We start from the raw sequence: 12,206 nt of genomic DNA, 5'->3' as shown, positions 1-12,206 counted from the left end.
ACGGGAAAGTTGCTTTTGTCAGGCTCCCCTGTTTCGACATTATTCGAACCGAAATCTTGGAAATCCCTTCGCAGAATCTTCGATGGACAAATGGTCGCATCGTACAAGTGTTTGAAATAGGATTCCCAGAATAGAACGCTTCCGGTCTCTTAGCCCCACTCCCTCAACCCATTCCGCATGCGACTTCATATCCTCAACCGACGCGTCCACTACTGGGGAACCCTCGCGGTCGCGATCCCCATGCTCATCGTCCTCGCAACCGGTATCCTCCTTCAACTCAAGAAAGAAATACCCTGGGTCCAACCGCCAGAACAGAAAGGGACCGCAGCCGCTCCCACCGCCAGTTTCGAGGCGATGCTTAACTCAATCCGAATGCAGCCCGGTTTCGAATCTCTCTCCTGGAAAGATGTCAAACGAATCGATGTCCGACCCTCCAAGGGGATAGCGAAATGGACGCTGGCCGGTGACTGGGAAGTCCAGGTCGACTCGGAATCGGCGCAAGTCCTGCAGGCCGCGATTCGACGATCGGACTGGATCGAAGCCATGCACGACGGCTCCTTCTTCGGTGGGGATTGGGTGAAGTATGGAATATTCCTCCCCGCCGCAATCGCGCTGCTGGCCATGTGGGGAAGCGGATTATGGATGTTCTGGCAACCTATCCAAGCCAAACGCCGCAAAAGAGCTTTGCGCCATGCCAAAGAGCAAAAGCCTTGACCTTCCGGGAATCCGTTCCCCGAAATCGACAATCCTCAACGGTACTGCTGGGCTTGCTCAAACCCCTCGCACGCTTTGGCTGCTCTTTCCCACTCACCACTCTGGGCTGTTTGGATGATCCATTGAAAGTGCCGCCACTCTCGCTCGGTCAGCTCCGAGCTCTCCACTTTCTTTTTCAGCACTCGCTCCACCCCAGCGATATGCTCCGTATTCTGAGCCGACACGGCCGTCCGTAGCAACTGGATGTACCTAAGCTGCCCCTCTGAGACGACCGGTGGACGCAGATACCAACGCACCCCCCAAATCGCCAAGCCAACGAAACAGACGAGAGCGATCGCAATGATCGCTGGCCGAGAAGATCCGTTTGAGTTCATGGTGCAAAATCTCCGACGACTTCTCCCTTGGCGCAACTCGACATCGCCGCCCAAGTCGGTTGATGGATCGATGAGCTGATGAAGTGCACGCTGCCATCCCCCATGGCGACGTTGGCACCTCCCGGGTGTCCGCTAAACATTTGACAGACATGGGAAAGGGGGCTGTTCGGAGGATGGATGGGTGCAAACCCCAGCTCCGGATCGATCTCCGCCGAGGATGGCCCCGAGTGGACATTGACAAGCGTCGCCGCCATGTCGCAATGCGCCAAAGGAAATCGATTAGGTGTATTCCCACAAACCTTGGCACCGGGCACTACCCCCACCCAAGTTTTGTCGCTCAATAGCGAGTCGTGCTCCCCCAAAAAGATCGTGGTGCTCAACCCGTCGGTCACATCGGCAACGCGAGTCCGAGCATTGCGATACATCGGACCATCCGCGATTCCGCGGTAATCCTCGGCTGTTCTTCCCCAAGGCTCTTCCTGTCCTGCATTGGCGACGTAGGTGCTCCTACCAAATACCGCCAGCAGATCTCCTGACTGGTTCCGTACATTCACCGGCATGTCGCTACCCGATGCCGACGGACAAAGAAACACAGGAAGCTTTGTGCGAACCAATGCCCCCTGTATCGGATCCCAGCATGCGGCGGAGAAGTTCAAACTGCCATGCAACGCCCCTCCCTCCAATTGAGGCAGAACCAATGCCCCCCACCCAAATCCATTCGGACCATCCAGCGTGATCGGATCTCGCTGCGGATGCCGCGTATTGGCAATGTAAGAAGGTGGAAACACTCGAAACGCACTCTCGTAATTGAGCAAGGCCAACGACTGCTGCTTGAGATTGTTCTGACATCCCATACGCCTCGCCGCTTCCCTCGCCGCTTGCACCGCTGGCAACAAAAGCGAGACCAATATTCCGATGATGGCAATCACAACCAGCAACTCGACCAACGTAAAACCCCGCCGTCGCGAGCCTCGCCGAGCCCGATCGCGATTCGTTCGTTCCATTTCCTCGAAACTCCTCGTTCGCCTGAAACCCCCCAAGTGTAGCCACTGCTACAAATAATGTAGCCTTGGCTAAAAATATTGCAAGCGTCTGTTGGATGGCACTTCTCTATCAGCCGAGGTGGTCGAATGCCGGGATTGAAGTAAAATGAGTGGGTCGGTGAAATTTCACTTCCTCTCGCGGCCCGGGCCATCCCTCGACGTCCAACTTCTTCATGCGAAAACCTTCGACGCGATCGTCCCCTACCAAGAATCAGCATGAAAGCGTGCGCAAAGATCACGCAATCGAAACCGCGCAGGACTATGTGGAGGCGATCGATGATCTGATCGCCGAAAAAGGGGAATGCCGCCTCGTCGAAATCGCGCGTCGCTTCGCGGTGAGCCATGTCACCGCCAACCGTACTGTCGCGCGCTTAAAACGGGATGGCTTTGTCCAAAGCGAACCCTATGGACCGATCTCCTTGACCGCCTCGGGACGGAGGATGGCAATCGAATCCCGCCGCCGCCATGAGATCGTGCTCCGGTTCCTGAAAACACTCGGGGTTCGCGAAGAAACGGCTGTTCTCGACGCGGAGGGGATGGAGCACCATGTCAGCGAAGAAACGCTCCAAGCCATGGAGCGATACGTCCAGCGGGAAACAGAAACAGCCGAGGAGACAAACTCCTCTGGCAAGAACCCCGTCGCCGTGAACACCAAACCGCGCCGAAGAGGATGATTGGATTACAGGCGGCAGTTGTTGATCGCGGTCTCTAAAATCGCCTTGGCGCCCAACGCCTCCAGCTTCTCCATGATCCCGATTACCTCTTTGCTCTTCACCATCGCCCGGACCGCAAACCAACCCCGATCCTCGAGCGCCGTGACAGTTGGCGATGTGAAGCCCGGAGTTACCTTTTCCGCGTCGCTCAACTTCTCGGTGGGAACGTTGTACTCCAACAACGAGTAGTCGCGGGCAATCACAACCCCCTCCAGACGTCGTACAATCCGGTCCGCTGTTGCTAGGTCACGGCAAGCGGGACTTTGCACCAAAACCGTTTCGTAGTTCCCAATGTCGGTTAGGATGCGAAGGTTGTTCGCCGCTAAGGTGCTTCCTGTTTCGACCAAGTCGACCACGGCATCGGCGACGCCCAATGAAATCATGATTTCCACCGAGCCATTCAGCTTTACCAAATGTACGGGTGCATCGTGTTGTTCCAAAAAACGAGCGGTGGTGTTCGGGAAGCTGGTCGCGATACGCTTTCCCTTCATGTCCGACGGCGTGTGAATATCCGATTGAATGGGTACGCAAACCGACAGTCGGCATCGCCCGACTCCGAGCGCCATGCGCACGTTCAAATCCGCTCCCGCCTCTTCAACCAAATCGCTCCCTGTGATCCCTAAATCGATCGCACCCTCGGCGCACAGCGTTGGAATGTCGTCCGTCCGAAGGAATGTAATGTCGACGGGCAAGGAATGAACGCGGGCGAAAAGGGAGCGATCTTGGCGGCGAAAATTCAATCCCGCCTGAAGCAACAACTCGGTTGCGAGCTCGCTCAAACGCCCCTTGCTGGGGACGCCAATGCGAAGATTGTTGGTCGCAAAACTCATGATTGGCTCTCCGAACGGCGTCTTTTCTCTTCCAAACCCGATGTTCCCTCGCGACGCAACAACTCATTGCGTATGGAATCGACATCAATCCCTCGGGTCGCAAGGAGGACCCACAAGTGATAGATCACATCGGCCGCCTCGCGAACCGTATGAGCTTTCCCGTCGTCGCCAGGTTCGCCGGCTGCCTCGATGACCTCATGGGACTCCTCGAGGATTTTCTCGGCTATTTTGGGAATTCCTCCTCGAACCAGTTTGGTGGTGTACGATCCTTCGGGTAGATCATGGACGCGCTGATGCAATTGCTGCATCAAACGGTCGAGGATGTCATCAGCCATGCGTTGAAAAGAAACGTTGGAGGGAATTTGGCCGCGCAAACGGGATGCTCTTCCCCTGGAAATAAACTACCATGGGATTCGGGTCTCGAACAATCGCCCCCAAGAGCCGGATCAATCCTAAATTCCCTCGGTCTTTTTGTCGATTGCAAGCAGGAAAATGATGCCAGGAATTGCGGAATCACGATTGAGCGACTGGTTGCGGCCCCCCCTGGAAGATGCCATCTACCTGACCGGCCCCACCGCTTCGGGAAAGAGCCGATTGGCAATCGAAGTCGCTCGCTTGACCAATGCAGAAATCCTCTCGGTCGACTCGATGGCCGTCTACCGCGAAATGGATATCGGTACCGCGAAACCGACCGCGGATGCCCGAAAAGAAGTTCCCCACCATCTGATCGATCTCGTCGACCCAACGGACGATTACAGCGTCTCGCAATTTGTCATCGATGCTCACGAAAAAGCAAAGGAAATTCGATCTCGCGGTAGGCGTGTCCTGCTGGTCGGAGGGACTCCCCTCTACCTGAAGTCATTGTTTTGTGGCATGTTCCTCGGCCCCCAAGCAGACTGGGATTTTCGCCGCCAAGTCGAAGAGGATGTCGCTATCCATGGGCTTGACGCTCTCCGCGCTCGACTCGAACAGGCCGACCCCCTTTCGGCCCACAAAATTCTCCCCAATGACCTGAGGCGGATGACTCGCGCGCTCGAAGTCGTGCGGGCTACCGGCGTGCCTCTCAGTCACTGGCAGTCGCAATTCGAACGAATCCAAATGCCCAATAGCTGTCGCGCCTATGTGCTGGCTTGGGACCGAAGCGTGATGCATCAGCGAGTGAATCAACGCGTTGAGGAGATGTTCTCCCAAGGCCTGCTGGACGAAGTCCGGTCGCTGGTCGAACGACATGGGCAACTCGGTAGAACCGCCTCCCAAGCCGTAGGCTACAAAGAACCAATCGAATTCCTCAACGGAACGATCGATGAAGCCATGATGGTTGATCGTGTGAAAGCTCACACCAGGCAATTTGTCCGCCGACAAGAGATTTGGTTCCGGTCCATGCCTAACTTGACCAAGCTCCCGCTCGAGTCCGAGGACGACCTCCTAGGCCTTGCTCACCGAATCGCCGAAGACGTCAGGGCCGCGTAACCCTCCCTGCCGCCTAACTCTCCCTGTCCTAACCATCCCCAGCAGCCGGTCTCCGACCGGCGTCGTATGTCCAAACCGCTCTCCGAGCCGTCTTCCCCGGATCAGTCCCCGCGGAGCTTTAGGTTCATCGCGGTCAGCTTCTCGCGAACTTCCGTCAAGCTCGTCACGCCGAAGTTCTTGCACTCGAGCAAGTCGTCACCCGTCTTGCGAATCAACTCCCCGATGGTGTTGAGCTGCAATCGGACCATGCACTTGCGAGCACGAACTGACAAATTGAGCTCGGAGATCGGACGATCCAAGAGCATCTGTTGATCGGGAGTCATCCCGGTGAGATCGAGCGGTGGGTCCGCTTCCTTCTTCTCATGAGCGAATTGACCCAGTTGCAATCCGCGTGCGGTAAGCATTTCGCGAATCTCGATCAACGAGGTCTCGCCGAAATTCTTGCTCGAAAGCAACGCTTGCTCGGATACGCGTGTCAGATCGCCAAGCGTCCGAATGCCCATCTTTTGAAGGCAATTGCGGGATCGAACCGAAAGCTCGAAATCGGTAACCGGTACATTGAGAAGCTGAGCCAATCGCTCGTTCTTCTTCTGGGAGTCTTCGTCGTAAAGAACGTTCCCGCCCGCAGCCGCATCCTTCAAATACAACCTGGCCTGAGGATGTTCTGGTGCGGTTTCCAAAACGCGGCGATAGCATGCCTGCGCTCGCACGAAATCGTTTCGGTCCTCGTACATCAATCCGAGATTGATCAGCGTTCCGATGTGAGCAGGAATCACGCTCGCGCCGCGCTGGTAGTAATCGAAGGCCAAGCTGTCATGGCCCATACGATCGCTCTCGACCGCCAAGCCGAACAGTGCGCCCGGGTGGCGAGGATTGACTTGCAATGCCCGCTGGTAAAGGGCCAGCACTTCGGGCAAGTTCCCGCCAATAGCGGCCAAGGTCGCTGCTCGTTGGTAGGGATACTCAGCGTGTTGTTCCACAGGGCCAAAGATGTTGTCGAGAAGCTGCAGCGCCTCTTCCTTGCGTCCGACGTACCGCAATACTTCGGCTCTGGAAAGCTGGCACCATTCGGGAGTGTAACCCGCTTTTTCTGCCGCTTCGTAATACTGGAGCGCTCGATCGTATTCGTCGAGCTGGAAACAGACTTTGCCCAAATAATACTGGGCTAGTGCTCCGCCGTCCCCCTGCTTGAGACTCGCTTCGGCATCCCGGAATTTACCGATCAAGTATTGGCAAACTCCCAGACGTGTCATGCTCGCCGGAGAGGGATTTGGACTTTGTTGAAGCTCTTGGACCGCATCGCGCAGCAAAGCAGCCTGGGTGAAGTCCTCTTCGATTGCTCGTTGAAGCTTGTCGATATCCTGAGGTCCAAAAGTCTGGTTCGAAAGGACGACTTCCCGAATATCGACAGTTACCGCTTGAACCATAAGTCCCTTGTTTCCTTGTGGTTATTGCCACGCCCTCGATGGCACAAACGACCATCCAAGACGTGTCAAAACGCCGAAAAACCAAAGGGAACCGCAATGGGTTCCCACCATCTAAAGAAGGAACCGCAACGGGTTCCCACTATCAAAAGCCGGCAGTGGGAGTCGAACCCACAACCCCCGCATTACGAATGCGGTGCTCTGCCAATTGAAGCTATGCCGGCATCAGACTCTCTGCGCCTGAACGTCCGCATGTTCCGCGGCGTCCGTGCAAGATCGCATAAGATAATTTTCCAGCCTAATTATCGTCAAGGGCTAAGTTACGGCAGGCCAACGCGATGCAGATCGCTTTCCCTAACTTTCCCGTCCCGACCTCGCCGACCCCTTCCCCGGTTTTCCCCTTCACACGAACCCTCTCGGACGGAATCTGCAAAATCTCGGAAATTCGTCGTTGTATCGAATCCTTCCAAGGCGAAATCTTGGGCTTTTCCAGCTCCACGACGCAGTCGATCTGGGATAATCGCCATCCCGTTCGCCGAAAGGACTCCACGGCTAACGACAGCATTTCCCCAGAATCTCGCCCCCGATTTTCCTCCCGGTCGTTCGGAAACAACTCGCCGATGTCCGGAAGGCCCGCTGCGCTGAGAATCGCGTCGGTGATGGCATGCAAGAGAACGTCGGCATCGGAATGCCCCACAAAGTGGGCCGGATAATCGATGGAAATTCCCCCCAAAATCATCGGCCCCCCCGCTTCAATGCGGTGGGAGTCGGTCCCCAAACCGATCCGAATGTCCTCGTACGGATTCATGGATCAGGAAACCCCAACCGGATTGAAGTAGTCGGGCTCGTTCCCTTCCTTCCACTTGATATTGCATCCGATACTGGGTTTTTGAGGCTCTGGGATCGGATGGCCGTTCAAGATCGCATCGAGCGCCGCTCGCAGATCCGCTCCATTCAAGGGTTTGTCGTTCTTTGGACGGGAGTCGTCGATCTGGCCGCGATACACCAGGCGCCGGTCAGCGTCGAAGACAAAAATGTCGGGCGTGCAAGCCGCTTGATAGGCCTGGGCGACCGACTGATCGGCATCCAGCAAGTAAGGAAATGCGTAGCCGCGCGAACGAGCTTCCTCGACCATCTTTTCCAGCGAATCCTCGGGGTACTTTTCGGTGTCGTTGGAGTTGATTCCGACGAATCCGACCCCATTGGCCATATACTCTGCCGAGAGCTTTGCCAATTCTGGAGCAATGTGCTTCACGTACGGGCAGTGATTGCATAGGAAGACAACCACCAACGCCTTGTCGCTCGAAAAGTGATCGAGCGAAATCTTCCTCCCGTCGGTTCCGACAAGCGAAAACGAAGGGGCTTGGGTTCCGAGTGGGAGCATGGTGCTCGCTGTGCGTACCATGATTATTTCCTTCCTTTTCCTTGATAAACGGCGTCTTCGGTCACGACTTTGTCCATATAGATATCGTGGCTTTCCGCCGGGATTTCTTCGAACATTTGGCACTCGAAAGCGAGTGCGACGAGCGGTGTTTCCGGTTTGGCGTGCTGCAACAGCTTATCGTAGTACCCCTTCCCATGCCCGGTCCTTCCTCCACTTTGGTCAAACGCAACGCCAGGGACCATGATGAGGTCCAAGTCCTCGGGGCCAAGCTTCTTGGACGCTACCTGTCGCAGCGATTCCTTGGGCTCCAAAATCCGGTACATCCCCAATTCCAACTCTTCCATGTTCTCCAACCAGAAGAGTTCCAGTTCCCCGTCGACGCAGTAAGGGACCACGATTCGCTTTCCGCTCGCCAACGCGTCAGGCAGTGCTTGCCTCGTCCGGACTTCATCCCGGACATCGACGTAAAACATCACGGTCCGGGCGGCTTCGTATTCCGGCAAACTCATGAATCGCTTGACGATTGTATCGGATACGCTGTCTTTATCGGGCTGGTTTCGACGATTCTCATGCGCCGCCTTGCGAATGGCGTTCTTGCGCTCGTACAGTTCAGATGAGGGAGAAGATTCCATATCGGTCGCCAAGGATCTCTGGATCGTGGAAAGAAAGGTCGGATCGAACTCGCTTATGGTAGCATTCCGGATACTCTCCACAATGCTCGCCCTCGACCGTGTTGGCTCCTGACCATGAGGGCACCTGTCGGGCTCAGCACCAGAGGAGCCTGCCCGGTCGATTCTTCGTGAACGTCACGGGACACAAGTTTTGGGGGAATCCCGGCGCGATCCACTTCACATCTCGACATGTCTCTAGAATAGAGACGAACTCGATCAAAATCCTCTTTCAATGATTGTGAGCGTGGCTAATCGGATGACGAAGTCGATTTGGCCGGATGGCGATGTAACCGCTGAACTTCTTCAAAACGCGAGGCAAGGCGAGCCGGAAGCGGTCGATGCGCTCATGGACCGCCACCGCGATTCGCTCCGACGGATGATCCAACTCCGGCTTGACCAGCGGCTCAACCAAAGAATGGACGTCAGCGATGTGATCCAAGATGTCCTCGTGGAAGCGAACCGAAGGTTGAAGGACTACATGTCCAATCCCGTCATTCCTTTCCACCTTTGGATCCGACAGATCGCCAAGGACCGTATCATCGATGCTCACCGACGGCATCGCCTATCCGCGAAGCGAAGTATCGACCGGGAGCAACCGCAACCGGGGAAAGGCCCTCCGGACCAGTCCACCATCGAACTGGCGAACCAATTCCGAGACGGTGCGCTCACACCGGCTGCTGCCGCAACCCAAAAAGAACTAGCGGCGCAAATCGAAGCGGCTGTCCACCTGCTTCGCGATCAAGATCGTGAGATCATCTTGATGCGACACTACGAACAACTCAATAACCAGGAAATCGCACAGTCGTTGGGACTGACGGAACCGGCAGCTAGCATGCGATATTTGCGCGCCTTGAAACGTTTGCGAGAAGTCATCGACTCCCTCCCTCGATTCCATGACTACCTAAGGGAATAATGGTCTTCTCCAAACAATTCCTTTCTGAACATGTCGATGCGCCGGAGGATCCAGGCGATGACGCGATCGATCCGCGATTGGCTCAGTTGGTGTCGGACTTGGCCGATCGGATGCAACGCGGTGAGTCGATCGATATTCTCGCCGAGTGCGGGCTTTATCCGGAATTCGCCGATGAGCTGAAGTCCCTTTGGGGGACCATGGTGGTGACGGAAGCCGTCGGGGGATCAAGCCAGCTAAGCTCCTCACCCGTGGACGGGGATTCGGGCGCTTGGCAGATGCCGCTCCCCTTTCGCATGGGAGACTTTGAACTGCTCGAGGAGATCGGTCGCGGAGGGATGGGCATCGTCTATCGCGCGCGACAGATCAGTTTGGAACGAGAAGTCGCCATCAAGATGATTCTCAAAGATCGGCTGGCCTCTCCGATCGAGCGCCAGCGTTTCTTCGCAGAAGCGAGAGCGACAGCGAAATTGGAACACACGGGAATCGTTCCCGTTTACGACGTGGGGGAAATCGAAGGCCGACCTTACTTCGTCATGAAGTACATCAAGGGGAAGACGCTGCACGATCGGATCCTCGCAGGCGACCTGGCCCATATCGACGCGGTACGATACTTGGAGCAAGTCTGCCGAGCGGTCCATTTCGCCCACGAACGAGGAGTCGTCCATCGGGACATCAAGCCTTCGAATATTCTTATCGACGAAACGGGGCATGCACGCCTCACCGACTTCGGTTTGGCCAAGCAATCCGACGCCATGGACTCGCTCACCCGGACGGGAGCCGTGCTCGGAACTCCCAACTACATGAGCCCGGAACAAGCTAGCGGGCGGATGGGGCCGATCAGCGCAGCCTCCGATATCTACAGCCTAGGTGCCGTTCTCTACCACGCCGTCACGAGCCAGACTCCCTTCGCTGCCAAGTCGCCGGTGGAGTTGCTCCTGAAAGTCCTCGAGCAGGACCCGCCCCCTCCCAGAGTCCTAAATCCCAACGTGCACCGCGACTTGGAGATGATTATCGTCCGGGCGCTACAGAAACCACCGGACTTGCGTTATCGATCGGCCGAAGCGTTTGCGGATGACTTGATGGCATACCTTCGCGACGAACCGATCTCCGCTAGGTCTGGGCAATTCGCGCAAGTCGTCGCGCGGTGGTTCCGCGAAACCCATCATGCACCGGTTCTCGAAAATTGGGGATTGCTCTGGATGTGGCACTCCCTCGTCCTATCGCTCGTCTGCATGTGGACGCAATACATGCGTTGGATCGATGCGAACCTATGGACGTATCCGCTTCTTTGGACCGTCGGTTTAGGTGCTTGGGCTGCCGTGTTCTGGGCGCTGCGACGGCGCATGGGGCCCGTCACGTTCGTCGAACGCCAGATCGCGCACGTTTGGGGAGCAAGCATGATCGCGATCGGAATGCTGTTTCCTATCGAATGGGCGTTGGAATTGGAACCTCTCACCCTCACTCCGTTGCTCGGTGTCATCAGTGGGATGGTCTTTCTTATCAAAGCCGGGATCTTGAGCGGCGCATTCTACTTTCAAGCAGGAGCGCTGTTCGCCTCAACCTTTGCGATGATCGCGTGGCCTCTTTACGCGCATTTGATCTTCGGCGCGATCGCGGCGCTGTCGTTCTTTATCCCCGGCCTCAAATACTACCGGCAAAGCTTGGTCCGGATCGATTAGAAGGAACGAATCAACGAAACCAACGCCAAAATCACCGGCAGCATTAGCGAAACGATGACCAACCAAGCTACAGGGCGTTTCCAATCTCGCTTTTTCGGTGGCGTACCAAATTCGCTTTCTAAGAACTCTTGGTAATCAAAATCATCCTCGTTGGAATCGTAGCCACCATAAGGTGCAGCTCCATGTTCGGAGCTGTTCGATTCCCCTTCGCCAACTTCGCTAAACGAACGCTGACAGCGATGGCAACGCACCGCATCGCTTCGAACCGATTTGCCGCAGTAAGGGCAAGGTCGGAACTCAAGATTCTTGGGCATGGGTCAACTCGCGTGCACGTGCATGAAGTGCTAAGAGTTTGGTGGTGAGCTCAGCCAGTAGTTGAGTGTCGTCCCACTCCATGTAAAGAGCGGATGGAATCGGTTCTCCGAAGACCACTGCAATCGGACGCCGCGTCGGCAGCTTCGTACCGCGGGGAAGACAATCATAGGCACCGACAATGGCGACCGGGACGAGCGGGACTTCCGAACGCCTCGCAATGGGAATGAACCCAGGTTTCAACGGACCGATGAAACCGTCCAACGTTCGGGTTCCTTCGGGAAACATCAAAACGAACTCCCCATTCTTCAATCGCTTGAGCATCTCCTTGAGACCGCTCAAGCCGCCGCGATCCCGATCCAACTCGATCGCATCCAACGTACGAATCAAAAAGGCGAAAAGGGGATTGTGAAAAAGTGTCTTGCGGGCCAAATAATTCAAGCGACGGTTGGCGACCATGCCTACTAAGACCGGATCCATCATGGATTGATGCGTAGAGAGGATCATGCCCCCTCCTTCGAAATCCAAGTAGTGCTGACCTTCGCTTCGAAACGAAAAAAGGAGGGACGCCGACATGCGGGCTACAAATCGTAACCATCGGTAAAACAACCTTCGAAATCCTATTTGAAGGGTCCCGATCCAGCTCTGATTCTTCGCCACGTCTTTCCTTTCGTTCTAC

15 protein-coding genes and 1 tRNA gene are annotated in these 12,206 nt (G+C 55.9%); 5 read left to right on the top strand and 11 right to left on the bottom strand.

Features of this window, described 5'->3' with window-relative positions; translation table 11 throughout:
- The first annotated feature begins 177 nt into the window (after window positions 1–177).
- Window positions 178–714, top strand: a complete 537-nt coding sequence (locus tag VN12_RS17025; RefSeq protein ID WP_146677960.1) for a PepSY-associated TM helix domain-containing protein — start codon at window positions 178–180, stop codon at window positions 712–714.
- A 35-nt stretch (window positions 715–749) separates the two neighbouring features.
- Here VN12_RS17025 and VN12_RS17020 read toward each other — a convergent pair whose 3' ends face one another.
- Together VN12_RS17020 and VN12_RS17015 are read right to left on the bottom strand one after the other, a co-directional pair.
- Window positions 750–1,088: a hypothetical protein gene (locus VN12_RS17020; protein WP_146677959.1), complete on the bottom strand. Its 339-nt coding sequence runs from the start codon at window positions 1,086–1,088 to the stop codon at window positions 750–752.
- Complete coding sequence (locus tag VN12_RS17015; protein ID WP_146677958.1) at window positions 1,085–2,092, bottom strand: DUF1559 domain-containing protein; 1,008 nt, start codon at window positions 2,090–2,092, stop codon at window positions 1,085–1,087. The genes VN12_RS17020 and VN12_RS17015 overlap by 4 nt, the downstream gene beginning before the upstream one ends.
- Before the next feature lie 212 nt (window positions 2,093–2,304).
- Between VN12_RS17015 and mntR the strand changes: the two genes are divergently transcribed.
- A complete protein-coding gene (mntR, locus tag VN12_RS17010) occupies window positions 2,305–2,805 on the top strand; it encodes a manganese-binding transcriptional regulator MntR (protein ID WP_146677957.1) in 501 nt (166 codons plus the stop codon).
- Window positions 2,806–2,810: 5 nt separating this feature from the next.
- Here mntR and hisG read toward each other — a convergent pair whose 3' ends face one another.
- Both hisG and hisE read right to left on the bottom strand, forming a co-directional pair.
- On the bottom strand, window positions 2,811–3,674 hold the full coding sequence (gene hisG / locus VN12_RS17005) for an ATP phosphoribosyltransferase (protein WP_146677956.1): 864 nt from the start codon (window positions 3,672–3,674) through the stop codon (window positions 2,811–2,813).
- Window positions 3,671–4,009, bottom strand: coding sequence for a phosphoribosyl-ATP diphosphatase (gene hisE, locus VN12_RS17000; RefSeq protein WP_146677955.1), 339 nt, complete (start codon window positions 4,007–4,009; stop codon window positions 3,671–3,673). The genes hisG and hisE overlap by 4 nt, the downstream gene beginning before the upstream one ends.
- A gap of 157 nt (window positions 4,010–4,166) precedes the next feature.
- Here hisE and miaA point away from each other — a divergent pair, with 157 nt between their 5' ends.
- On the top strand, window positions 4,167–5,144 hold the full coding sequence (gene miaA / locus VN12_RS16995) for a tRNA (adenosine(37)-N6)-dimethylallyltransferase MiaA (RefSeq protein ID WP_146677954.1): 978 nt from the start codon (window positions 4,167–4,169) through the stop codon (window positions 5,142–5,144).
- Window positions 5,145–5,245: 101 nt separating this feature from the next.
- Here miaA and VN12_RS16990 read toward each other — a convergent pair whose 3' ends face one another.
- The 5 genes from VN12_RS16990 to VN12_RS16970 all read right to left on the bottom strand — a co-directional run bounded on the left by VN12_RS16990 (window position 5,246) and on the right by VN12_RS16970 (window position 8,584).
- Entirely contained in the window at window positions 5,246–6,571 is a 1,326-nt protein-coding gene (locus VN12_RS16990; protein ID WP_146677953.1) for a DNA-directed RNA polymerase subunit alpha C-terminal domain-containing protein, read from the bottom strand.
- Window positions 6,572–6,718: 147 nt separating this feature from the next.
- Window positions 6,719–6,792 (bottom strand) — tRNA-Thr (locus tag VN12_RS16985).
- A gap of 74 nt (window positions 6,793–6,866) precedes the next feature.
- On the bottom strand, window positions 6,867–7,376 hold the full coding sequence (gene ispF, locus VN12_RS16980) for a 2-C-methyl-D-erythritol 2,4-cyclodiphosphate synthase (RefSeq protein ID WP_146677952.1): 510 nt from the start codon (window positions 7,374–7,376) through the stop codon (window positions 6,867–6,869).
- Window positions 7,377–7,379: 3 nt separating this feature from the next.
- Window positions 7,380–7,973 carry a thioredoxin family protein gene (locus VN12_RS16975; RefSeq protein WP_146677951.1) on the bottom strand — a complete coding sequence of 198 codons (594 nt, stop codon included), beginning with the start codon at window positions 7,971–7,973 and terminating at the stop codon, window positions 7,380–7,382.
- Between the two features lie 2 nt (window positions 7,974–7,975).
- Window positions 7,976–8,584 (bottom strand): 5-formyltetrahydrofolate cyclo-ligase, encoded by a 609-nt coding sequence (locus tag VN12_RS16970; RefSeq protein ID WP_146677950.1) that lies wholly within the window; start codon window positions 8,582–8,584, stop codon window positions 7,976–7,978.
- Between the two features lie 295 nt (window positions 8,585–8,879).
- Here VN12_RS16970 and VN12_RS16965 point away from each other — a divergent pair, with 295 nt between their 5' ends.
- Window positions 8,880–9,536, top strand: coding sequence for a sigma-70 family RNA polymerase sigma factor (locus tag VN12_RS16965; protein ID WP_146677949.1), 657 nt, complete (start codon window positions 8,880–8,882; stop codon window positions 9,534–9,536).
- On the top strand, window positions 9,536–11,215 hold the full coding sequence (locus VN12_RS16960) for a serine/threonine-protein kinase (protein WP_146677948.1): 1,680 nt from the start codon (window positions 9,536–9,538) through the stop codon (window positions 11,213–11,215). Before VN12_RS16965 ends, VN12_RS16960 begins: the two co-directional genes overlap by 1 nt.
- Here the strand turns inward: VN12_RS16960 and VN12_RS16955 are convergent.
- Together VN12_RS16955 and VN12_RS16950 are read right to left on the bottom strand one after the other, a co-directional pair.
- A complete protein-coding gene (locus VN12_RS16955) occupies window positions 11,212–11,529 on the bottom strand; it encodes a hypothetical protein (protein WP_146677947.1) in 318 nt (105 codons plus the stop codon). The two genes, VN12_RS16960 and VN12_RS16955, sit on opposite strands and share 4 nt — an antisense overlap.
- Window positions 11,513–12,187 carry a lysophospholipid acyltransferase family protein gene (locus VN12_RS16950; protein ID WP_240491176.1) on the bottom strand — a complete coding sequence of 225 codons (675 nt, stop codon included), beginning with the start codon at window positions 12,185–12,187 and terminating at the stop codon, window positions 11,513–11,515. The genes VN12_RS16955 and VN12_RS16950 overlap by 17 nt, the downstream gene beginning before the upstream one ends.
- Between the last annotated feature and the right edge of the window lie 19 nt (window positions 12,188–12,206).

Origin of the sequence: Pirellula sp. SH-Sr6A (genome assembly GCF_001610875.1) — a bacterium.
Lineage (GTDB): Bacteria > Planctomycetota > Planctomycetia > Pirellulales > Pirellulaceae > JBKCUI01.
This window is presented reverse-complemented; position numbering and strand designations above follow the sequence as displayed.

Bases quoted from the DNA above. Each gene is read 5' to 3' on its own strand.
- VN12_RS17025 (WP_146677960.1), top strand. From the start codon at position 178: ATGCGACTTCATATCCTCAACCGACGCGTCCACTACTGGGGAACCCTC.
- VN12_RS17020 (WP_146677959.1), bottom strand. From the start codon at position 1,088: ATGAACTCAAACGGATCTTCTCGGCCAGCGATCATTGCGATCGCTCTC.
- VN12_RS17015 (WP_146677958.1), bottom strand. From the start codon at position 2,092: ATGGAACGAACGAATCGCGATCGGGCTCGGCGAGGCTCGCGACGGCGG.
- mntR (WP_146677957.1), top strand. From the start codon at position 2,305: ATGCGAAAACCTTCGACGCGATCGTCCCCTACCAAGAATCAGCATGAA.
- hisG (WP_146677956.1), bottom strand. From the start codon at position 3,674: ATGAGTTTTGCGACCAACAATCTTCGCATTGGCGTCCCCAGCAAGGGG.
- hisE (WP_146677955.1), bottom strand. From the start codon at position 4,009: ATGGCTGATGACATCCTCGACCGTTTGATGCAGCAATTGCATCAGCGC.
- miaA (WP_146677954.1), top strand. From the start codon at position 4,167: ATGATGCCAGGAATTGCGGAATCACGATTGAGCGACTGGTTGCGGCCC.
- VN12_RS16990 (WP_146677953.1), bottom strand. From the start codon at position 6,571: ATGGTTCAAGCGGTAACTGTCGATATTCGGGAAGTCGTCCTTTCGAAC.
- ispF (WP_146677952.1), bottom strand. From the start codon at position 7,376: ATGAATCCGTACGAGGACATTCGGATCGGTTTGGGGACCGACTCCCAC.
- VN12_RS16975 (WP_146677951.1), bottom strand. From the start codon at position 7,973: ATGGTACGCACAGCGAGCACCATGCTCCCACTCGGAACCCAAGCCCCT.
- VN12_RS16970 (WP_146677950.1), bottom strand. From the start codon at position 8,584: ATGGAATCTTCTCCCTCATCTGAACTGTACGAGCGCAAGAACGCCATT.
- VN12_RS16965 (WP_146677949.1), top strand. From the start codon at position 8,880: ATGACGAAGTCGATTTGGCCGGATGGCGATGTAACCGCTGAACTTCTT.
- VN12_RS16960 (WP_146677948.1), top strand. From the start codon at position 9,536: ATGGTCTTCTCCAAACAATTCCTTTCTGAACATGTCGATGCGCCGGAG.
- VN12_RS16955 (WP_146677947.1), bottom strand. From the start codon at position 11,529: ATGCCCAAGAATCTTGAGTTCCGACCTTGCCCTTACTGCGGCAAATCG.